Annotated in this window: 15 protein-coding genes; 12 read left to right on the top strand and 3 right to left on the bottom strand. The window is 50.9% G+C overall.

The features are described from left to right. Positions 1–25: 25 nt before the first annotated feature. Together ACTUJZ_RS13120 and ACTUJZ_RS13115 are read right to left on the bottom strand one after the other, a co-directional pair. The gene (locus tag ACTUJZ_RS13120; RefSeq protein ID WP_463636786.1) at positions 26–244 is read right to left on the bottom strand and encodes a VF530 family protein; all 219 of its coding nucleotides are present in this window, start codon (positions 242–244) and stop codon (positions 26–28) included. 151 nt (positions 245–395) lie between these two features. Next, on the bottom strand, positions 396–3,242 hold the full coding sequence (locus tag ACTUJZ_RS13115; RefSeq protein WP_463636785.1) for a TonB-dependent receptor domain-containing protein: 2,847 nt from the start codon (positions 3,240–3,242) through the stop codon (positions 396–398). A gap of 634 nt (positions 3,243–3,876) precedes the next feature. On the opposite strand from ACTUJZ_RS13115, the gene ACTUJZ_RS13110 reads away from it, so the two are divergent. The 10 genes from ACTUJZ_RS13110 (at position 3,877) to ACTUJZ_RS13065 (ending at position 14,193) form a co-directional block, all read left to right on the top strand. Then, positions 3,877–4,476, top strand: a complete 600-nt coding sequence (locus ACTUJZ_RS13110) for a porin family protein (RefSeq protein WP_463636784.1) — start codon at positions 3,877–3,879, stop codon at positions 4,474–4,476. Between the two features lie 317 nt (positions 4,477–4,793). Then, on the top strand, positions 4,794–6,977 hold the full coding sequence (locus ACTUJZ_RS13105) for a VTT domain-containing protein (protein WP_463636783.1): 2,184 nt from the start codon (positions 4,794–4,796) through the stop codon (positions 6,975–6,977). Beyond that, complete coding sequence (locus ACTUJZ_RS13100; RefSeq protein ID WP_463636782.1) at positions 6,965–7,714, top strand: endonuclease/exonuclease/phosphatase family protein; 750 nt, start codon at positions 6,965–6,967, stop codon at positions 7,712–7,714. Before ACTUJZ_RS13105 ends, ACTUJZ_RS13100 begins: the two co-directional genes overlap by 13 nt. Positions 7,715–8,020: 306 nt before the next feature. Then, positions 8,021–9,190 carry a methyl-accepting chemotaxis protein gene (locus ACTUJZ_RS13095; RefSeq protein ID WP_463636781.1) on the top strand — a complete coding sequence of 390 codons (1,170 nt, stop codon included), beginning with the start codon at positions 8,021–8,023 and terminating at the stop codon, positions 9,188–9,190. A gap of 37 nt (positions 9,191–9,227) precedes the next feature. Beyond that, positions 9,228–9,593, top strand: a complete 366-nt coding sequence (locus ACTUJZ_RS13090) for a response regulator (protein ID WP_463636780.1) — start codon at positions 9,228–9,230, stop codon at positions 9,591–9,593. Between the two features lie 15 nt (positions 9,594–9,608). After that, on the top strand, positions 9,609–9,989 hold the full coding sequence (locus ACTUJZ_RS13085) for an Hpt domain-containing protein (protein ID WP_463636779.1): 381 nt from the start codon (positions 9,609–9,611) through the stop codon (positions 9,987–9,989). Continuing rightward, the gene (locus tag ACTUJZ_RS13080) at positions 9,895–10,296 is read left to right on the top strand and encodes a CheB methylesterase domain-containing protein (protein ID WP_463636778.1); all 402 of its coding nucleotides are present in this window, start codon (positions 9,895–9,897) and stop codon (positions 10,294–10,296) included. The genes ACTUJZ_RS13085 and ACTUJZ_RS13080 overlap by 95 nt, the downstream gene beginning before the upstream one ends. A gap of 132 nt (positions 10,297–10,428) precedes the next feature. Beyond that, on the top strand, positions 10,429–12,012 hold the full coding sequence (locus ACTUJZ_RS13075; protein ID WP_463636777.1) for a DUF4331 domain-containing protein: 1,584 nt from the start codon (positions 10,429–10,431) through the stop codon (positions 12,010–12,012). A gap of 9 nt (positions 12,013–12,021) precedes the next feature. After that, complete coding sequence (locus ACTUJZ_RS13070; protein WP_463636776.1) at positions 12,022–12,510, top strand: Ig-like domain-containing protein; 489 nt, start codon at positions 12,022–12,024, stop codon at positions 12,508–12,510. A 615-nt stretch (positions 12,511–13,125) separates the two neighbouring features. Beyond that, positions 13,126–14,193, top strand: coding sequence for a HupE/UreJ family protein (locus ACTUJZ_RS13065; RefSeq protein WP_463636775.1), 1,068 nt, complete (start codon positions 13,126–13,128; stop codon positions 14,191–14,193). Positions 14,194–14,196: 3 nt separating this feature from the next. Here ACTUJZ_RS13065 and ACTUJZ_RS13060 read toward each other — a convergent pair whose 3' ends face one another. After that, positions 14,197–15,207 carry a patatin-like phospholipase family protein gene (locus ACTUJZ_RS13060; RefSeq protein ID WP_463636774.1) on the bottom strand — a complete coding sequence of 337 codons (1,011 nt, stop codon included), beginning with the start codon at positions 15,205–15,207 and terminating at the stop codon, positions 14,197–14,199. A gap of 390 nt (positions 15,208–15,597) precedes the next feature. Between ACTUJZ_RS13060 and ACTUJZ_RS13055 the strand changes: the two genes are divergently transcribed. Next, complete coding sequence (locus tag ACTUJZ_RS13055; RefSeq protein WP_463636773.1) at positions 15,598–17,382, top strand: GGDEF domain-containing protein; 1,785 nt, start codon at positions 15,598–15,600, stop codon at positions 17,380–17,382. Next, a complete protein-coding gene (locus tag ACTUJZ_RS13050) occupies positions 17,379–19,736 on the top strand; it encodes a DNA polymerase II (RefSeq protein ID WP_463636772.1) in 2,358 nt (785 codons plus the stop codon). The genes ACTUJZ_RS13055 and ACTUJZ_RS13050 overlap by 4 nt, the downstream gene beginning before the upstream one ends. The last annotated feature ends 2,259 nt before the right edge of the window (positions 19,737–21,995 follow it).

Here is a 21,995-nt window from a genome sequence, read left to right as displayed (position 1 = left end):
TCTGGCAGCTCGATTCACATGCACCCTAGCCAAATGTTTCGATATACAGCTTCTCGACTTTTTCTCTGGCCCACGGCGTTTTGCGCAAAAATTTCAGCGAAGACTTCACCGACGGCTCATTACTAAAGCAGTTTACGCGAATACGGCTGTACAACCCGTCCCAGCCATAGTGCGCCTGCAGCCGGGTTACGATTTTTTCTAAGGTCAGCCCGTGAAGCGGATTATTTGGCTGTGTCTGGCTCATGTAAAGTCCTGTTGTACATTGGAGATGCCACGCAAGTGGCGTAGCTCGTCAGTGTAGCAAATTTTACCCCGTAACGGGATGGGCATAAAAAAAGCCAGTCAGGCGAACCTGACTGGCTTTTTCACAACATCTGCGTGTTATGTGCAGATACTTACATCGAGTAGCTTAAGGTCACATAACCAAAGCGGCCGATATTGTCATACGCGCCATCGTTGGCACCGGTACCTGTGGTACCCAGCGGCAATGCACGGTTAAACAGATTGTCCACACCCACAGTGGCGCTCACGCCATTGTCAAAGTTGTAAGCAACTGTGACATCAGTTACCGCATACGAGGCAAATGACATGCGGCTGCTTGGGTTAGGGTTACGCGCCAGTTCCTGGTTGTCGTACAGGCTTACCTCGTCGATATAACGTGTCTTCCAGCTGCCCTGCCAGTCGCCACGATCATAGTTTAAGGTAAAGGTGCCCTGCCATTCTGCTTCACCGGCGGTGCCTGCATACTGATAAAAATCAGTCGGGTCATCCTGGAACGGGAATTCTTTACGCTCATCCAGATAGGTAGCGATCAGGTTGGTGCGTACTGCACCGCCTAACGCGTCAAAGTCATAACCAAACTCAAAATCCACCCCTTCGGCTTCCTGGCCAGCCAGGTTAAGCGCGTAGCTGCGGATCAAGGTGATTTCGCTGGCACCATTGCGGTCAATCAGACCACAGTATTCGTTATTGATACCGGTTTGTGAATCTACACAACGGTCAACAATGGTTTGCGCTCCGACTGTGGCAATGGCGTCAGTCAGCTCGATTTTCCAGTAATCGACGGTGGCAGTGAAACCTTCAAACCACGATGGCTGGTAAACCAAGCCAATGGTTTCAGAAGTTGACTGCTCAGCACCCAGGGCACGGTTACCACCGGTTTCGCCTTCCAGGGTTTGCGAATCATAGTTGGAGTTGAAACCAACAGGCACACCCAGGGCGGCGCAGTTGTTGCGGCGCAGTTCGTCATCGGCCAGGTTGGCCAGATTTTCTTCACGGCACGGATCATCAACAGTAAAGAAGGTTTGGCTGGCTTCACCGAATAATTCACCGATGTTCGGTGCACGCAGTGCAGACGAACGGGTAGCCCGTAAGCGTAGGTCTTCAACCACCTGCCAGTCCAGGCCTAACTTCCAGCTTGTAGCATTACCGATAGAAGTGTAATCCGCGATACGGATAGCACCATCCACGGTCAGCAGCTCAACACCTGGCAGGTCGAACAGCAGTGGTGCTGTCACTTCGGCAAATACCTCTGATACTTCATAGTAGCCCTTGTCTTCGCCCAGAGCGTTGAAGAAGGTACCGGCCGCATTTTCCGGCTCGTTGATTTCACTTTCTTCTTTACGGTATTCCACACCGGCAGCCACACCAACATAACCGGCTGGTAGCTCGTAAATGCCCGAGTTAGATACCGTACCACCAGCATTCAGCTGTTCTATGGTGCTGGTGCCCACAGACGTGGTGTTAATGTAATCAGTGGCAGCCTGGCTTGGCGCACCAAAGCCCATGATATTGACTGGCTGGCAGCCATTCTGGCGAGCTTCTTCATCGGCGCAGACAATGGTACCGTCTTCTTGCGCAACCGCGTTAAGCGCATTGAAGTAGTTGGCCATGATCATGTTGTTGCTGTTAGCACGCTCCAAATCGGTTTTGCCGTAGTTCAGGAATGCTTCATATTCCCAGTAATCGGCAAATACACCTTCTACACCGACCACGTAACGGTATGTCTCACGCGTATCATTTTCGGTGCGGCGGCCCAGATCGGCCATCATGCGGTTAACCTGAATGCTTTCCAGGCCGTTGGCATCCATATAGTCCGCCACAGAGTCAGTCAAAAAGCCGTTGTTGCGGCTGATCACATTTTCATTGTCGAAGAAGAAAAATGCTGGCTGACCTAAGCTTTCTGCACGAGTGCGTGAGAATTTGGCAGAAGCATACACTTGTGTCTGGTCGTTTACATCGTAGTTACCCTTGATGTTAAAGTTGGTGCGATCAAACGCGGGCTGTAAATCAGTGAACTGGCGCAGATTGTAAAAGTCGCACGGGCCGGCACAGGCTAGGCCATCTACACTGTCGCCCAGGTAGAGATTTTCCCGCGAACCGTCACTATTAAAAGTTTGGTCAAGATTGTCACCAAATACACCACGGTTATTGATGGCGTAGTAGCCGGCATTGGCGGTGTAGATGTCATCAGGGTACGCCAGTGAGTCCAGTTGCTCTTCTGTGCGTTCCACACCCATGATGCTTTCGTAGCTCATGTTGCGGTAGGAGGTGGCTGTCCACGGGTTGTCCAGCGCATTTAAACGATTTTGGCTATTGTATTCAGCAGACACCGCAACATTACCGCGATCGTTGTCAAAATTCAGACCATACGACGCCTGATATTTTTCATTTTTATAATCGTTGTCGTTAGCATAACCGCGGGTCGCGCTGATATCGAAGCCTTCGATATTCTTTTTCAGTACAAAGTTAACCACACCGGTTACCGCATCGGCACCGTAAACCGCCGATGCACCCCCAGTGATAATTTCAACCCGTTCAATCCAGCTGGTAGGAATGGTGTTTGTGTCAACCGCGGCACTGCCTGCAGAGCTGGACACGTGGCGCTTGCCATCCACCAGCACCAGGGTACGGTCAACGCCCATACCGCGCAGGTCAAGGATGTTCAGCCCGGCAGTACCGATAAACTGACCAGAGTTAGCCAGTGAGTAAGTATTGGCCAGCGCAGGTAATTCGTTAAGCACTTCACCGATGTTCAGCGCACCGGTGTTCATCAGTGATTCGCCACTTAAGACAGTCACGGGTGAGGGCGCAATCGCACCCTGACGAGAAATTCGAGAACCGGTTACCTGGATTTTTTCGACAGCGGCATCGGCAGTTTGGTCTTGAGCCATGGCTGCGCCAGAGGCAACAGCGGCGCTTCCGACCAGCGCAAGCTGAACGGCATAAGCTAATTTTTTCATCTTCAATTCCTAGAGAGTTGTAAATAGCCTGGCCTGTTTAATTTACATTCAGGCCTTATTCTAGTGCTGTTTTAATAATTATGTGCATGTTTTCCGAGCGCATTTTAATAAGCATCAATGGTAAAACTCAACTTTTTCCTAAAATTAAATTTAGATTTTATTTTTTGCTTAAAAAGCCAACACTTATTAAATATATATTTTATTTTACATGCACAAAATTCCAGCAGAAAAATAAATATTCATGCATTTTCTATAATTGATTATTAAATAAAAACAAAATGCAGCCACCCATAAAGGCCTTAAAAATAGGGAGGGTATGTGACAAAAAAACAGTTTTTTTGTTATTGAAAGTTAAAACTTTAGATTAAATAAAGAACATTCATCTTGGCAAAATGAGCGATTTGGCAGAACAGTGGGACGAATTAGAACAAGTTACAGACCATATGCAATAAATTCACTTAATCGCATGCAAGTTTTGTTAAAAAAATGTTTTTTGCGTAATTTAGATGCTCATATTTGAATTTTTTTCACACTTATTGTTTGAAAAATAGGCATGATCAAGAAGGCACACCTTTTGAATAGTGATAAGTGTCGTAACTGAAGCAACACTCACTTCAAATAAGAGGACACGTTTATGAAAACAGCAACAAAACTAGCAACGGGTATTTCAGCCAGTCTGTTGGCCGCAGGTATGTTTGTTGGACAAGCGTCTGCTCAGGTAACCAACAACACACTACAAGATCATGAAGGATTTTATGTAGGTGGTAATTATGGTTGGGTCAAAGTCGATGGCCAGGATGACTTCGATGACGACAATGATATGTATCAAGCGTTGGCCGGTTACCGCTTTAACCGGTATGTAGCCGTTGAGGGTAGCTTTATCGACTTCGGTGACTATGGCAGTGATTTATCTAATGCAGACACCGATGGCTATACAGCCGCAGTGAAAGGTATGTTACCGCTTAGCGAACACTTCTCAGTATTTGTTAAAGGTGGTCAGCTATGGTGGGAAAGCGATTACAATGTACAGGGCTTGTCGGGCAAATTTGATGACGAAAGCCTGTTTATCGGTGCCGGTGTCAACTATGCCATCACCCGTAATCTGAGTATCAATGCCGAATACACTATGTATGATGCGGATCTAGATGCAGACGAGCTCAGTGAAAACATCACTGATTCAGACTTTGATACCGACCTGAAGCAAGCCAGTGTAGGTATTGAATACCGCTTCTAAGTAACAGCTAAAAATCTGTTTTACATCAACAACCCGTCAGTGGCGCTGTCGTTTCTGACGGGTTAATTGCTACCCCGCTTCCTTCCCTTCTTATTGCACTCGTAGCCCAGTCGCTGCGTAAAAACTACAAGCAAGCAGCCCATTGCTTCTATCGCACCGCGATCACACGCTAAATGCTGCTTAATGTAAATTTATAAAAAACCTTTAATTCAACAAGTTAGGCCAGGCCGCGCACGGAACGAAAATGGAACATTATGTGCAACGACACTGTTTAACCTAAACCTATCAGGCCCGTTGAAAGAAAGTCAGGAGGAGTCATGTCGGCACCAGGTTCAATATTCAGACAGGGGGAGAATTGCTGGGTCAGCAGTAAAGCCAGCTATGCCGCTCCCCTGATTGATTGTGCCAATTATTACAAGGCTTTGCATTCTTCGCTTGCCAAGGCAAAACACTCTATTTTTATTGTGGGCTGGGATATCGACAGCCGGATCCGGCTGTTGCATGGCGAAGATGAAGCGCGCAGTGAAGCGCCGTCGGTCATCAGCGAATTACTGGCCTGGAAAGCCGAGCAAAACCCTGATCTCAAAGTGTATTTGCTGCGCTGGGATTCCTCGTTAGCGTTTTTTGCCCAGCGTGAGATGTGGGCCAAAGAAGTGTGGGATGAGAACACCCCCGACAATGTTAAAACCATGCTCGACGATACCATCCCCATGGGCGGAAGCCAGCATCAGAAAATCGTTATTGTGGATGACGAGGTAGTATTTTCCGGAGGCATGGATGTGTCGACCAACCGCTGGGATACCCGCGATCACCCGCCTCAGTCTGATGAACGTGATGGCCCTGAAGGCGAATATGGCCCGCTGCATGATGTGCAGGCTGTGTATGCCGGCCCTATTGTCAAAGATTTTGCCGAACTGGTGCGCTGGCGTTGGTTGCGGGTAGCCGAGTCTGAGCCTATTGAGTTTCGCGACAATCCGCGCAACGGGTTGGATGACAGTCTACCGGATGCCTGGCCGGATGGCTTTGATCCCTGGTTTGAAAAAGTTGACTGCGCGCTGGCGCGCACGATTCCGTTTATGGATGAGGTCGAACCGGTCCAGGAAGTTCGAAATATGTTGCTCGACCTGATTAATCAGGCAGAACGTGTGATCTATATCGAAAACCAGTTCACCAGTCGGCAGGAAATTGCCGAGGCGCTGAATAAGCGGCTCAAAACCTGTCCGGACTTAAACGTCATTATCGTCAGTTCGTATGAACCCAAGGGCCGGTTTGAATGTGAGGCTTTCTGGGCCAGCCGGATTGAGTTTAAAAAGATCCTGTTCAAGGGTGTCGATCCTGACCGTATTGTTATGAGTTATTCCTCTATTACCGATGAACAGGGGCGCTCAGCTTATAAGCGTATTCACTCCAAAGTGATGACCATTGATGAGCAATATCTGGTAATTGGCTCCTCCAATCTCAGCAACCGTTCAATGACTCTGGACACTGAAATCGACACGGTTTATTTCGGCAATAATGAGCACAATTCCCGCCAGATTGCTAAGGTGCGCGACGACTTACTGGCTGAGCATACCGGCCGCGATCTGCCCACTACAGCCCGCCTAATGAAAGAAGCCAATCCTGCCCGGGCCATCATGGAAGGGCAACTTGCGCACGGTTACGTGCTGACCCAGGTCAATGATGAAATCTTCACCGATCAGCCATCAGACAACCTGTTCCGATCATTCTCAGACCCGGAAGAACCGCTCATCGCTATTCCAACCCTGGACGGAGACACTATGCCTGCAAAAAATCCGCGACGCCGCACCATCATGATTGGCCTGGGTGTGCTGGTACTCGCTATCCTTGGTGGCCTGATGTATTGGGCCAGCCAGGCAATCCCATGGCTTAATGCAGACAGCATCAATGCCTTTTTGGAAGAAAGTCGAGGCACCTATTTTGCGCTACCCACCGTATTACTGGTGTATGTGGTCGGGGGCATTTTGTTTTTCCCGGTTACCGTGTTGTCGATTGCAGTTGCGGCGGTGTTCGGGCCTATTTGGGGGCCTATCTACGGCATATTGGGTGCACTGTTGAGCTCAGCGACAATGTTTGGCGTGGGTAAATTGCTGGGCAATGCTGGTTTAAAAAAAATTGGCGGACCAAAGGTAGAAGCGCTAGACCAAAAGCTTAAAAGCAGTGGGATTGTGGGTGTGGCGGCCATTCGTATGTTGCCTATCGCGCCTTTTAGCCTGGTGAATTTGGTAGCAGGGATTTCTTCAATTGGTATTTTTCAGTTTTTGGTCGGCACTTTTTTAGGCATGTTTCCGCCCATGATTGCTAAAGGCCTGGTGGGTGACTCTATCACTCAGATTTTCCGCAACCCGTCGGTAGAAACGATTTCATACCTGGCCGGTGGGATTGTGTTGTGGGGCCTGATGATTTGGGGTTCACAAAAGTTTGCTCGCTGGTATCAGGAGCGCAAACAAAACAAAGCAAAGGCAGAAGAATGTGTCGCATAATCAGCTATAACATTCACAGTGGCGTGGGCCGGGACAAGCATCAAGATTATCGTCGTATCGGTAATTTTCTGGCCCAACAGGATGCGGACATTGTTTTACTGCAAGAAATGGACACCCGCCCGCAGGAACGGGCGGTGCAGCAAGATATTCACGATATCTGCGCTGGCAGTATCTACCATCTGGTGGCCTCGCCGGCGCTAAGTGAACCCAACGGCTGGTATGGAAACGCCATTTTAAGCCGCTATCCGGTTTTAAATAATCAGACCATTGATGTGTCAAAAGCCGGTTTTCAGCCGCGCAATATCCAGGCGGTTGTATTAGATACGCCCAAGGGCCCGCTGACAGTAATCAATACCCACAAGGGGCTGAAAAAACACGAGCGCCGCAGCCAGTTTGCCTTATTGCATGAGTATATTGCCGAGCGTCTGCATCAGCAGCCTACCCCGCTGATAGTCGGCGGCGATTTCAATGAGTGGCAATTTTTCACTAACGCGTTTAAGCAACTTAATCACACCTTGAATGCCCATAAAATCGGCGCCACCTTTCCGGCCCACTTTCCGATGTTTTCGTTAGATCGTATCTGGACCAGCGATGATATCCGGGTTAAACGTGTCAAACGTATTCGCAGCGCTCAAACCCGGGTGTTGTCGGATCATCTGCCGGTACTGGTGGATGTAGAATTACCGCAAACACCGGCGCTGGCCCCACCCGCAGCAGCAACCATTCACTGTGCCTGACAAACGGCAACGCATAAAAAATTTTTTTTCTTTGTTTTAAGAAGCTGTTTTTACGTCGTTTATCTTGCATTTACGCGGCATTTTTCAGTCTGTTGCCGGATCTTTTTCAAATGCCTGCCTACCAATACATTAAATCTTAGCTATAACTTTTAAAGTACCTCTTCAGCGGCAGCAGGCTTATCTAGCGAGTTTTGCTGGCCGATAAAGAAGTGAACCTGTGGCCCGGCCCCCAGCCGGCCTCAAGCAATGACGCTAGCGATGTTCCCCAGCATCGTTTTACCAGGTGGTAACCGTACAGGTGACTTTATGTTCAGCAGCAAACATGTGCATCAACAATCCGGGCAAGCCGCGTCCAGCGTGGCGGTCAGCCTGCTTTTTGCCGGTATCATCGCCGGCGTGGTGTTGGTGTACCTCGGTCTACCCTACGTGGCAGTATTAATCAGCAGTAGTGGTGCGTTAATCACACTGATTGTGCAAGGTCCTGCCAGTCCTGCACCACAAAAGGATACTGCAGCGCCAGCGCCAGCCACAACCGCTCCGTCCCCCTGTTACCAACAGCTGCACGAGGTGATCAGCGGCTGCGAGGCCAACCTGACCGCAGTTTTGAGCACGCAAAACAGTGCTGTTGAGACGCTAAGCGAAGCATTTGCCACCTTGCAAGCGATGGTCACAAAACAGAATACCAGTATCAGTGCCCTGATCCATTCCGGCAGCGATTCACAGGAGATCTACGCAGACCGTATGCGAGACTTTGCCGCGGCGACCGAAACCTCGCTCGACCAGTTTTTAGCCTCTATCCAGCAAATTGCCTCGCACACGGAAGTTATCCTGGAGAAGGTCAATAAGATGTACGAGACCATGCCTACCGTGCGCAAGGCCCTCGCTGACATAGACGATATCTCTGCACAAACCAACCTGCTGGCATTAAATGCGGCCATTGAAGCAGCCCGGGCCGGTGAGGCTGGCCGCGGATTTGCGGTGGTGGCGGATGAGGTACGGGCATTATCCACCCGCTCGACCCAGTTTAGCGGGGTCATCAAAAAACAGATGGAGTCGATGAGCAGCCAGATTGATGAACTGACCCGGGATGTGCGCGAGCTAGCGGCTCAGGACACCACCTATATTCATCGCGCCAAACATACCATTCAGGCCGAACTGGACCACATCATTGCCAAAGCGGAAGCCGATAGCCATACCACCCAGCAGCTGGAGCAAATCGGCACCCGCCTGGACCGCGCGTTGGCAGACTCTGTACGCGGCTTACAATTTGGCGATATCAATGGCCAGAATCTGCGGTATACCCACGAAACCCTGTGTTTTGCCAACGAACAAATTCTGGCGCTGCAACGTGAACCCGTGGAGCGCGTTACCCAGCGGCTGGCCGACCACCAGCAGCAACTCAAAGCCCGGGGCAACCCGGGTCATAACCCGGTCTCTGCCACCAGCATCGCCGCTGGTGAAGTGGAACTGTTTTAACTTTTTTCCACCATTTAAGCCCCGAAGGTTGTTTGTTATGAGTAAAAAAATTCTTGCCGTAGATGACTCTGCTTCTATCCGTCAGATGGTTGAGGTCACCCTGCAATCTGCCGGCTACACTGTGAGCACCGCGGTGGACGGCCAGGATGCGCTGGATCAGTGCAAATTTAATCGCTTTGACTTTGTGCTCACCGACCAGAATATGCCGCGCATGGATGGCCTCTCACTCATCCGCGAACTGCGCAAACTGGGCGCCTATACCGCCACCCCTATCGTGGTGCTGACCACCGAGGCCGGCGATGACATGAAAGCAAAAGGCAAAGCTCCCGGCGCCACTGGCTGGATGGTGAAACCCTTTGATCCGGACAAACTGTTGGCTGTGGCCAGCAAAGTGTTGAACTAACGGAGTCCGCGGCGCATGAGTATAGACATCGAGCAATTTCAGAGCACGTTTTTTGATGAAAGCAGCGATCACCTGCAAGTAATGGAGCAGGAACTGCTGAATCTGAATATTGCACAGCCGGACGCCGAGCAGCTCAATACCATTTTTCGCGCGGCCCATTCGATAAAAGGCGGCGCGGGTATTTTTGGCTTTGACGCGCTGACCGGACTGACCCATGTGATGAAAAACCTGCTCGATGAAGCGCGCCATCAGCGTATTCATTTAGGCCAGGCAGAAATTGATCTGCTGCTCAACACGGCGGATGTGCTCAAAGCTATCCTACACGCTTACCGCACCGGGCGATCGTCACCTGACAGTGGTAAAAAGCGGGGCCGATTACCGTATTGCCTTGCTTGACAGCGACCGGGTTAGCGGCCACAAACCGTCGGTAGATGTAATGTTTACCACGCTGGCTGAAAGTGCTGGCAGCAATGCCGTTGCGGTGATTCTTACCGGCATGGGTAAGGATGGCGCAACGGGCATGTTAGCGCTAAAAGCCAAAGGCGCGTACACCCTGTGCCAAAGCGAAGCCACCTGCGTGGTATACGGGATGCCGAAAGTTGCCTGGGAAGCTGGCGCTGCATGTCAGCAGCTGGATTTAAATGCTATTCCGGCTCACCTTGAGGCGCACTTTAACAAAGTTAGTGCGGCTAGCAGGCTATGAATACCCATTGGCAATAGGGATTTACACCTAGCCGAAGGTTAAGAAAACTTAACCCAATCGTTAACGATTTTCACATCTTTTTGCGACCCCGTACGTTACTGTGTAGTGAACCCTTAATAAAAAGGACACACCATGCACAAAGTTACTACCATCGCTGCTGCCCTAAGTAGTGCACTTATTGTTACAGCGGCTCAGGCTTCCAGCCACCGCGAAGCCCCTCATCTGACCCAGATGCCCACGGTCGATGCCACAGATTTTTATATGTTTAACAGTTATGAAAGTGGTCGTGAAGGCTTTGTAACCATGATCGCGAATTATATTCCGCTGCAAGATGCGTACGGCGGTCCGAATTATTTCCCGATGGATCCGGCCGCCAGCTACGCTATTCATATTGATAATGATGGCGATGCTGTGGAAGACATCAGTTTTGTGTTCAACTTTAGCAAGTCATTAGGCGCTGACGGCGAAGGCATTGCTCTGCCGGTGGGCCCGGAAGGCGACCAGAAAATGATTAAGGTGCCGCTGAAAAATGTCGGCCCGGTCTCAGCTGAGGATGCCTCTGCAGCTAATTTTATGGAATCGTACACGATGACCATGATCCAGGGGGATGTTCGCAATGGCACGCGCAGCGAAATAATGCCCGCTGAAGGTGACAGCTTCAAAAAGCCGCTTGATTACATTGGTGATAAAACCTTTGCTGGTGACAATGCTTACCAAAATTATGCCGGCCAGTTTGTTTACTCATTCTCCATTGAAAATTGTGATACCCAGGGCCGGGTGTTTGTCGGCCAGCGTAAAGATCCCTTTGTGGTAAACCTGGGAGATACCTTTGACCTGGTGAATTATGTGCCCATTGAGGGTGATAGTGCGCCGGGAGCCGGTGATGCAGGCGGCTTCCCAGGCGGTATTACCCAGGCCGAAGTAAACGATGACCTACAGGATAAAAATGTCACGTCAATTGCAGTGGAAGTACCAGCCAACTGTGTCACCGGTGACGGCAATGGTGTTATTGGTGGCTGGACCACGGCAAGTTTGCCGCAGGCACGCATCCTTAACCCTAACGCCACCTATGAAAAACCTGCTGTAAACGGCGGAGCCATGACACAGGTCTCCCGGCTGGGCAGCCCGTTAGTCAACGAATTAGTGATTGGTATCGCGGATAAAGATCGCTTTTCCTCGTCTGCGCCATCCGGTGACGGTCAGTTTGCAGATTATGTGACTCACCCTGCTCTGCCCGAACTGCTCAATATCTTATTCAAAGAGCCAGTTAACCAAACATTAAATGCCAATATCGAAACTCTGGCGCCCACCAACTTTCCGCGTAATGACTTGATTGCCGCATTTTTAACTGGCGTGGAAGGGGTAAACCAGCAAGCCACGGTAACCTCTTCAGAAGTACTACGTTTAAACACCGGTATTGCGGCTACCCCGGCTGACCAGCAATCAGCATTTGGCGTGGTGGGTGATGATTTGGCGGGTTTTCCCAATGGCCGTCGTCCTGGTGATGATGTGGTAGATATCGCACTTCGTGTAGTGATGGGCCGTCTGTGTTACCCGGTACCAGTAAATGGTGAGGATACTGACCTGGGTTTGTGTGCCCCTGAAGATGCCAGTGTCGGTAATGTGTCATTTACCGATGGCGCACCTATCGATGCGAGTATGTTTGATACCAGCTTCCCGTATCTGACTACCCCAATTTCTGGCTCGGCAGAATAAGGAGGCGGTATGAAAAAAGTTTATTTTCTGGCCCTAACACCTTTGCTGCTGACTGGGTGCTTTGATAGCGACGATGACGATGATACGGTCAACACCTCTCCGGATGCGGTATCCGAAAGCTTTGCTACCGAGGTGGGAACTGCTTTTTCTGACCAGTTAACTGCCAGCGATGCTGATGGTGATCCGCTGAGTTTCTCGGTAGTCCAGGAGCCATCATTGGGAAGCGTTACGCTCAATGAAGATGGCAGCTTTACCTATACACCCGGTGATGAGCAAACTGGCGAAGACAGCTTTGTATTTGCCGTTTCAGATGGTGTGAATGATCCTGTAGAAGCCACTGTGACCATCACCGTAGAGGCGCAGCAGGTGGCAGTATCCAGCTATGTGCGGGCAGCGTTTGCACAATCTGCAACCGATACTCCGTTGCCAGTCAATGGGCGTGACTTTCAACAGGATGTTGAAGACCCTACAGCGTTTGATGACCTGATAAATCAATAACAAAACCTGGGCCAGGGATGGCCCTGTTTATTTGAGCAATAATTTTCGTACGCGCCACTTTCGATAATCACGTTAAACTGCACTGCCCTTTGTTCTGACAGCTCCCCTCCCGTGATTCCCTATCTGACAAACAACTGTTCCAACTATGAGCATAGTTGGCTATTGAGCACACATTATTGATTAAGCTGTAAAATGTTTAACACATCATCTCTGATAAGAAATGGCTATAACTATCAGCCAGTTGAACCCATAAATCTGCCGCGGCAGGCTGCTTTCGTAGTGAAAGTTACACAATATTAATGAGAATAAAACTCATTTGCGACGAATACACGATATGGTTACCAATTAGGTATCCAGCATGCGAATTACCTGCTGGGTGAAGTCGCCATTTTTTAAAGGCCTGTGTTTACCCAGGGCAAATTATAAAGATGAATATTGTCAATACCAGGCCACCCCAGACACCTCCACAGCTCTTGCTTTGGGTTGCGAAACTCGGCCCGCTGGTAACTCTTGGGTTGCCTGGACAGTGCCCTCACTTCCCCGATCGGATGCAGGCGCCTGCTTGTGCCTAGCTATATCTCTGCAGCAATTGTAAGCTGGCTTTTGGCATGGGTAATGGTGCTTGTTAGCCATACCGTTAGTGCAGACACCACTTACCTCACGGTGGAGGGGGAGTCGACCCGTGAGTTTAAAGCCGAGGTGTGGTTGTCCTCGACCACTGTTGAACAACAGTTTAGTCTTGATACCAATCAAGACAACATTGTATCCCCCGCTGAACTGCGCGCCCGGGCGACCATGCTGCATCAGCTGGTCAGCCAGCAGGTGAGCATGCGCTCTGGCAACATTGCCTGTGCGTATTCAATGCAGTCGCCCGGCCTGGCGCAACGGGATGGCCGCCTGTTCATCCGCCAGCCATTTACAGTGGGGTGTCGGCAACCAGGCCCGCTCGCGGTGTCTTACCCGGCGCTGCAAAAGCATGACCAAGTGCTCGCCCAAACAACATTTGACGGCCAGGCCGCCTCCTTTACCCTCAAGCATGCTCGCTCGACATTTGTGGTGAACAGCCCTGCCAACCTTATGTGGATACAACAGGAGATCAACTTCATCCAACAAGGCCTGTTGCATGTATGGGCCGGCCCCCAGCAGCTGATTTTTTTCATCGTAGCGCTGCTGACCCTCAATTTGTCCCGCCATGGCATTCGCTGGAAGCCGGGCTTACAGCCAGCAAGTCTGGTCTGGCGAGCCCTGGTGATAACACTGGCTTTCACTGCAGCCCACGGGGCCGTCTTAACCATGATTTCTGCTGGGTGGCAGCCAGCGCCCGGCCACTGGCTGTCGGTCGCTATTGCTTTGTCGGTAATTTTGGTAGCCGCCAATAACATCTGGCCGGTGCTTAAATACAATGCCATGCTGGCCTTTGCCTTGGGCCTGCTGCATGCCATCAGCTTTGTTCAGCACAGCGTTGGGGTGAGCAGCTCATTTTCCAGCAATACCCTGCCCGTCCTGTTCAACATCCTGGCCTTTTGTTTGGGGCTGGTAGCGGGCTTACTAGTGATCTGCGCTCTGCTTATACCAATGTTACTGTTGTTGGGAAATAATCGCTGGTACGCGCGCTGGATGATGCCAACCTGTTCAGCGGTGCTGGCGCTGATAGCGGTTGGCCTGGCTTACACCCAGTGGTGATTCTCAGCCACCCGGCGCAGGAATGGCATCCAACGACGGGCCCTGATAATCACCCAGCAAAAAGGCAACCACCTGGTCGCCGTAGTGCTGATACCAAAAATCCCCCATGGCTTTGAGCAATGTCAGATTATCCGGGCTGACATCATCCATGGCATCGTCGGGCGGGTGGGATAACCCCGGCTGCTTTTCCATCGCCGAGTTGACCCGAATGTAATGACCCTCTGCCAATATCGCTTTGGCCTGATAAGCAATCAGCTGTTCATCTGATAACACATCAATTAAATCGCCCTGGCGCATCCACTGTAGCGCACCCCAGTCCTGGGTGGCGGGACCATTGATTTTTCGGGTGCGTTTGCCGGTACCTATCGATAATACCCGCACATCGCTCATAGGGATCTGGGGCCATAATCGCTGGCTTTCAGCAATGGCACATAAGGTAGGATTATTCGCCACCACCCCACCGTCAATCAGCCATTGCTGACGCTTTCCGGGCAAACTTGGTAGTGGTCGGCTGGGGAAATAGGTGGGCGCTGCCGAGGAGGCATCGGCAACCGCAAAACTGGTTAGCTCATGATGGTCAGGATGATGACTTTTGATCACCACCGGCCGATTCTGCTCAACGCTATACGAGACACACAGCACATGTCGCCCGGTTTGCCCGGCGCCAGCCAGCGAGGCCTGACCAAACCAGCGCTTTAAAAACCGTGTTTTGCCGCTGCCGGCATAACGCGGCGCATTGATCCCGTCAATTTCAAACCAGCCGCGATTAGGCGAGAAAATTGCGCGCCCGCTGCGTGGATTGTACAACCGGTTAATTTTGTCAATCGGCATCGTGGTGGTGGCCAGCGCCAGCGCGATAATGGCCCCGGTACTGGTGCCAGCATAATAATCCACACAATGGCGCAAACTGGTGTCGTGTTCACGTTGTAAACGCTGTTCGACCCGCGTCAAAAACTGAGTAGCCGCAGCCCCTCGTATTCCTCCGCCATCAATCGCTAATATGACTCTGCTCATGGTTTATTCTCTGGCCTGGTATTATCACCACCATACGCTGACCGGTTTAGCAGTCAACCCGCCTTTGGTACAGATGGTCACCGTAAAAGATGGCCTCCCGGCTGTCATTCTGCCCACCTCCGGCTGCATAGTTTTTAACCCGGCCTGGATCACTTATCGGTGCCGGTACCTATATTGCAAATTCAACAGCCAGAAACACGGTACAAAGCATTGTATGGTGCGCATCACCCCTCTATTATACGAAGCCGTATTCGGCCGGCCAGAGTAGTAGGTTTGATAAAATCAGCCACAAATTCATCTTTTATTGCAGTATTGTTATTGCTTTGCTTGGCCTGGCATAGCATTCCGGCCAGCGCGGCCCAGCGGCCGTTAACAGAATGGCCCGTTCCGGTGTTGAAACATCTAAAAGAAGTACGCGATGATCCACAGCAGGTACTGGATACCATTTTGCCGCAACTGGACCAGGAGCACTCGCTGCTTCACCTTGCCGGGCTACACTTTGTAGCCAGCCGAGCTTATTCATCACTGATGCTGCACGAAAAAGCGCTGCAAAAAAGCAACGCCGGTTTAACCCTGGTAGAAAAAGATGCACAACCCTGGCTGCATGCGTATCTGCAACTTGCCCGGGCCGAGGCGCTAAAGGGCTTGGGCAGAGCGCGTGAGGGCGAGATGCAGGTCACCGATGCAATTAAATGGGCGCAGCACAATCAGTCGTTTGAATTGCTGGCGTATGCTTTTAGCGTGGCTGGCTATATGAGTTTGACCTTAAGCGAGACCGACGAAGCGCTGGCTAAGTTTCAGGCTGGTTACCGGTTGGCTGAACGTGAAGCGTTGCGCATCCGGCCGCAGGATTTTAGCGGCATGATTGCACTGGTGTACGAATACCGGGATGAGCCCTCGCTGGCTATTCCTTATTTTGAAGCCGCTCAGCAATATTATCGCCAGAGCAACTTACGCCTTGAACTGGCCAATACGCTGTTTGGTCTGGGCCGCAGCCATCTGAAACTCAACAACCGCCAAAAAGGTCTACGCTTATTAATAGAATCGGCTCGCCTGGCCATCGATATCCGGGATATACAGGGCGCCGCATACAGCTATCAGCAAATCTCCGAACAATTGATTGAACGTGGCGATTTGGCCGAGGCCCGAACCTATCTGGACGACGCGTTACGCCTGTTCAGAGAAGCCAACAATCCCTACCAGCAAATTGGCGTTTTACTGTTACAAGCACGAATTGCCTTAATCACTGCTGAGAATGAACAAGCGATGGAATTGATTCGCTCTGCTGGCGAAATTGCTCAGGGTGATGCGTTTTTGCCGCATCAGATCCAAATCAATAACCTCAAAGCAGAAGTGTTGGCTGCGCGTGGTGATTTTGAAGATGCCTATTTGTTGTTGCTGACCATGATGGAAGATGATCAGCGCCTACAACGGGAAAAAAACAGCCAGCGGCTGATCAAGCTGAAAACGGCTTTTGAAACAGAAAAACAACGTGCGCAAAATGCCTTGTTGCAAGAACAAAACCTGCGCCAGCAAGCTGAATTGGAACAGGAGCGTGAACAACAGCAGTACATGGCAATCGTGGCGTTCTTGCTGATCATCATCAGCTTGTTGCTGTTTTGGCAGCACAGAATCAGTAAACGTCATCACCGACGCCTCGAAAATCTGGCCAATCATGATGGCTTGACCGGTTTACTGACCCGCCGCAAAACTTTGGAAGACATTGACCAGCAACTGCATCTTGCCCACCGCCACAATGATTATATTAGCCTGGCGATTCTGGACCTCGACTTTTTCAAACAAATTAACGACCAGTATGGTCATCAGGCTGGTGATGACATTCTAAAGGGCTTTGCCAGCCTTGCGCGTCAAACCTTTCGTGGCACCGATATTCTGGGTCGGATTGGCGGCGAAGAGTTTTTATTTGCTTTTCCACATACCTCGTTGGAGGATGCACGTAAACTTCTGGCCCGCTTTGCCGAATCGGTAAAAAACGTACCTGCGCTGATTGATCGTGAACAAATCACCTTGTCGGTGTCTATTGGCCTGGTCAGTGGCGAACACTCTCAATCTGGCTCGGCCCTGATGGCGATGGCCGATGAAGCCTTGTATGCTGCTAAAGAAGCAGGCCGTGACCGTATCTGCTTATACCGGCACCCTGCCCGGTCACAATGAATGCAGATAACTCAAGCCAGTGGCAAACTGGTCGCGGCTACATTCTCAGCCGTCGTCTGGTGCGTCAGGCAGGCCAGGATTGCGTTGAGTTGTGGCTGACCACAGATCACGGCCCACTCTGTTTAATCTCACCGCCGCAAACCAATGTCTGTTTTATTTTGTCCAGCGCGCAGGCTGAAGCGCAGAGATTAATTCAGCAGCACCAACTGGCCGCCACCCTTGAAAGTAGTCAATTTAAAACACTGGAACAACAGCCTGTCTCGCTGATTCGGCTGGCCACCGAGCATGCCGGCTATGAATTACGACGAACCTTTGAGGCAAACGGGCTAGTCATCTACGAGGGCGATATCCGTCTCACTGATCGTTTTTTGATGGAACGGTTTGCCTTTGGCAGTATCAAGTTTCGGGGCATAAAACAGACCGGGCGACTGGTCGATGCGCAGGTCAAAGGCAGTCCTTATCAGCCAGCATTATCTGCGCTGAGTCTGGATATCGAATGTGATGAGCACGAGCAGCTGTTCTCGGTAGCGCTGGCCGGCGATATCCTGAATGAGGTTATTTTAATTTCCAAGCACCCGGTCACGCCGCCGGCTGGTGCGTCCTTTGCGCTGAGCTGTGTCGATGATGAAGCCAGTTTATTGCGGGTGCTGTGCCAGCGCATCACTGCCTTTGACCCAGACTTAGTATTAGGCTGGAACGTCAAGCAATTTGATTGTGCTATTCTGGCCAGACGCGCCGCCCGACACAATGTGGCATTGGAAATGGGGCGCGGCGGAACGCTAATGCAGGTCAGGCAGTGGGACAGTGGTCAGTGCAGCATCGATCTTCCCGGCCGATGCATTATTGACGGCATTGACGCCCTTAAAACCATGACCTATCACTTCGACAGCTTTTCTCTCAATGCGGTGGCAGAGGAGCTGCTGGGTGAGCAAAAACTGGTACATGATCAGGACCAGCTTAGTGCGATCAAGGCACTCTATGCCAACGATCCGGCTCAACTGGCTGCCTACAATCACCATGACTGTGTATTAGTCAACGCTATTGCAGCCCATACTCGCTTCATCGATTTTTTGGTCCTGCGCGGTACCCTGACCGGACTGGATATGAGCCGGCCAGGCGGTTCTGTGGCTGCTTTTATTAATGTGTATTTGCCCCGACTTCACCGGCGCCGATATATCAGCGGTATCCGCCCTGTAGACGGTGGGCTGGCCAGCCCCGGCGGATATGTAATGAGCTCTCACCCCGGTTTGTATGATTACGTGCTGGTATTAGATTTTAAAAGCCTGTACCCCTCAATCATCCGCACCTTCAAGATCGACCCCATGGGCTTAGCCGAAGGTCTAAAAAATCCTGATCACAGTATTGAAGGATTTAAAGGCGCGTGTTTTTCACGAGATCAGCACTTCTTGCCAGATATTATCGCCAACTTATGGGCCCAGCGAGATGAAGCCAAACGCCAGCAGGATGCGCCGCGCTCTCAGGCCATCAAGATCCTGATGAACTCTTTTTACGGGGTACTGGGCAGTGGAGGATGCCCATTCTACGATCCTCGTCTTGCCAGCAGTATTACATTGCGAGGGCACCAGATTATGCAAACAACCGCACAGTGGATTGAAGCTCGTGGCCATAAGGTTATTTATGGTGACACCGATTCCACCTTCGTGCATTTAGACGGCGTGGCTGATGCCCAGACAGCCAAGCAAATCGGCCTGCAGTTGCAGCAGGATATCAATCAGTTGTGGCAGGATAAATTAAAGCAGGATTTTGATCTGCCCTGCTTTTTAGAGCTGGAATTTGAAACCTGCTTTGATAAATTTTTTATGCCCACGATACGTGGGGCAGCAACAGGCAGTAAAAAACGCTACGCCGGCCTTATTGTTGACGGCGACAGCCAGCAACTGATATTTAAAGGGCTGGAGCATGTACGCTCAGACTGGACACAACTGGCCAAAGATTTTCAGCAGGAGTTGTATTTAAAAGTGTTCAATAACCAACCGGTAGAGGCCTACATCCGCGACGTGCTTGATAGCATCAGGCAGGGAGAAGCCAACGACGCCTTGGTCTACCGCAAACGGCTGCGCAAACCGTTAAATCAATATACACGCTCTACTCCACCCCATGTCAAAGCAGCCCAGTGGGCCGAACAACAAACCGGCAAAGCGTTGTATCGAAATCGCTCAGCGGTTACCTATGTCATCACTCAAGCCGGTCCGCAAACTCAGGAATTCGCCCACGCTCCGCTGGATTATGAGCATTATATTGAAAAACAGATCCGCCCCATCGCCGAAAGCATACTGCCCAGCATCGGCATCAGTTTTGAATCTATCATCAACGACCAGCTAGGACTGTTTTAAGGCCATTTTCTTCCAGCGTAGGTTGGTTTCCACTAGTCAGTTCTCCCGGCTCCATCATTCGACGTCGCGGCGCAGGACGGGAACCTCCTTGGGGTTGCTGGCATGGCCAGACCTTTTCTCTTGTTATTTGAGACACCATAAGTACTGCAGGAAATCGCGGTTTCCACCGCGATGACGGGGATATTTGTTATCCCGGCTATAAATAATAGTCGTTCCGGCGCAGGCCGGGATCTCCTTGGGTTTTTCGCATGGTCCGCCACATCCGCTTGTAATTGAAAACACCCTAAGTTCATAGCCGTCATTCCGGCAGCAGCCGGGATCTCCTTGGAATACTGCCATTGGCAGCCATGAACGCTTCATGTTGGAGACACCCTAAGTACTGCAGGAGATCGTGGTTTTCACCGCGATGACGAGGATGTTTGTCATTCCGGCTATAATTTTAGTCGTCCCGGCGCAGGCCGGGATCTCCTTGGGCTATTGCCATGACCAACCCTGTCCTCTTGTTATTTGAGACCCCCTAAGTACTGTAGGAGATCGCGGCCTGCGCCGCGATGACGAGGATGTTTGTTATCCCGATTCTTACTATTCTTCATCCCGCAATTCGTCATCCCGGCAGCAGCCGGGATCTCCTTGGTTTACTACCATCTTCAGCTATGAACTCTTCAAGTTAGAGACACCCTAAGTACTGCAGGAGATCGTGGTTGTCACCGCGATGACGAGGATATTTGTTATCCCGGCTATAAATAATAGTCGTTCCGGCGCAGGCCGGGACCTCCTTGGGTTTTTCGCATGGTCCGCCACATCCGCTTGTAATTGAAAACACCCTAAGTTCATAGCCGTCATCCCGGCAGCAGCCGGGATCTCCTTGGTTTACAACCATCTTAAGCTATGAACTCTTCAAGTTAGAGACACCCTAAGTACTGTAGGAGATCGCGGTTGTCACCGCGATGACGAGGATGTTTGTCATTCCGGCTATAATTTTAGTCGTCCCGGCGCAGGCCGGGACCTCCTTGGGTTTTTCGCATGGTCCGCCACATCCGCTTGTAATTGAAAACACCCTAAGTTCATAGCCGTCATCCCGGTAGCAGCCGGGATCTCCTTGGTTTACAACCATCTTAAGCTATGACCTCTTCAAGTTAGAGACACCCTAAGTACTGTAGGAGATCGCGGTTGTCACCGCGATGACGAGGATGTTTGTCATTCCGGCTATAATTTTAGTCGTCCCGGCGCAGGCCGGGATCTCCTTGGAATACTGCCATTGGCAGCCATGAACGCTTCATGTTGGAGACACTCTAAGTACTGCAGGAGATCGTGGTTTTCACCGCGATGACGAGGATGTTTGTCATTCCGGCTATAATTTTAGTCGTCCCGGCGCAGGCCGGGACCTCCTTGGGTTTTTCGCATGGTCCGCCACATCCGCTTGTAATTGAAAACACCCTAAGTTCATAGCCGTCATCCCGGTAGCAGCCGGGATCTCCTTGGTTTACAACCATCTTAAGCTATGACCTCTTCAAGTTAGAGACACCCTAAGTACTGTAGGAGATCGCGGTTGTCACCGCGATGACGAGGATGTTTGTCATTCCGGCTATAATTTTAGTCGTCCCGGCGCAGGCCGGGATCTCCTTGGGTTTTTCGCATGGTCCGCCACATCCGCTTGTAATTGAAAACACCCTAAGTTCATAGCCGTCATCCCGGCAGCAGCCGGGATCTCCTTGGTTTACAACCATCTTAAGCTATGAACTCTTCAAGTTAGAGACACCCTAAGTACTGCAGGAGCTCGTGGTTTTCACCGCGATGACGAGGATGTTTGTCATTCCGGCTATAATTTTAGTCGTCCCGGCGCAGGCCGGGATCTCCTTGGGCTACTGCCATGACCAACCCTGTCCTCTTGTTATTTGAGACACCCTCTTGTTATTTGAGACACCCTAAGTACTGTAGGAGATCGCGGTTGTCACCGCGATGCCGAGGATGTTTGTTATCCCGATTCTTACTATTCTTCATCCCGCCATTCGTCATCCCGGCAGCAGCCGGGATCTCCTTGGTTTACTACCATCTTCAGCTATGAACTCTTCAAGTTAGAGACACCCTAAGTACTGTAGGAGATCGCGGTTTTCACCGCGATGACGGGGATGTTTGAAACACCCTAAGTACTGTAGGAGATCGCGGCCTGCGCCGCGATGACCGCCCTAATTTGTGGATGAAACTTAGTAGTATAAAGCCAGATAAGCTCTCACATGGGGCTGGGCCCACACTGGGCGA

The organism is Alteromonas sp. WD8-37 (assembly GCF_055326825.1).
The sequence above is the reverse complement of the archived record's forward strand: the minus strand, read 5'-3'. Positions and strand labels throughout refer to the sequence as shown.

What these genes read in the sequence shown, in the direction of transcription:
- ACTUJZ_RS13070 (WP_463636776.1), top strand. Translation starts at nt 12,022, where the DNA reads ATGAAAAAAGTTTATTTTCTGGCCCTAACACCTTTGCTGCTGACTGGG.
- ACTUJZ_RS13105 (WP_463636783.1), top strand. Translation starts at nt 4,794, where the DNA reads ATGTCGGCACCAGGTTCAATATTCAGACAGGGGGAGAATTGCTGGGTC.
- ACTUJZ_RS13120 (WP_463636786.1), bottom strand. Translation starts at nt 244, where the DNA reads ATGAGCCAGACACAGCCAAATAATCCGCTTCACGGGCTGACCTTAGAA.
- ACTUJZ_RS13095 (WP_463636781.1), top strand. Translation starts at nt 8,021, where the DNA reads ATGTTCAGCAGCAAACATGTGCATCAACAATCCGGGCAAGCCGCGTCC.
- ACTUJZ_RS13090 (WP_463636780.1), top strand. Translation starts at nt 9,228, where the DNA reads ATGAGTAAAAAAATTCTTGCCGTAGATGACTCTGCTTCTATCCGTCAG.
- ACTUJZ_RS13050 (WP_463636772.1), top strand. Translation starts at nt 17,379, where the DNA reads ATGAATGCAGATAACTCAAGCCAGTGGCAAACTGGTCGCGGCTACATT.
- ACTUJZ_RS13110 (WP_463636784.1), top strand. Translation starts at nt 3,877, where the DNA reads ATGAAAACAGCAACAAAACTAGCAACGGGTATTTCAGCCAGTCTGTTG.
- ACTUJZ_RS13080 (WP_463636778.1), top strand. Translation starts at nt 9,895, where the DNA reads ATGTGCTCAAAGCTATCCTACACGCTTACCGCACCGGGCGATCGTCAC.
- ACTUJZ_RS13065 (WP_463636775.1), top strand. Translation starts at nt 13,126, where the DNA reads ATGGTGCTTGTTAGCCATACCGTTAGTGCAGACACCACTTACCTCACG.
- ACTUJZ_RS13085 (WP_463636779.1), top strand. Translation starts at nt 9,609, where the DNA reads ATGAGTATAGACATCGAGCAATTTCAGAGCACGTTTTTTGATGAAAGC.
- ACTUJZ_RS13060 (WP_463636774.1), bottom strand. Translation starts at nt 15,207, where the DNA reads ATGAGCAGAGTCATATTAGCGATTGATGGCGGAGGAATACGAGGGGCT.
- ACTUJZ_RS13115 (WP_463636785.1), bottom strand. Translation starts at nt 3,242, where the DNA reads ATGAAAAAATTAGCTTATGCCGTTCAGCTTGCGCTGGTCGGAAGCGCC.
- ACTUJZ_RS13100 (WP_463636782.1), top strand. Translation starts at nt 6,965, where the DNA reads ATGTGTCGCATAATCAGCTATAACATTCACAGTGGCGTGGGCCGGGAC.
- ACTUJZ_RS13075 (WP_463636777.1), top strand. Translation starts at nt 10,429, where the DNA reads ATGCACAAAGTTACTACCATCGCTGCTGCCCTAAGTAGTGCACTTATT.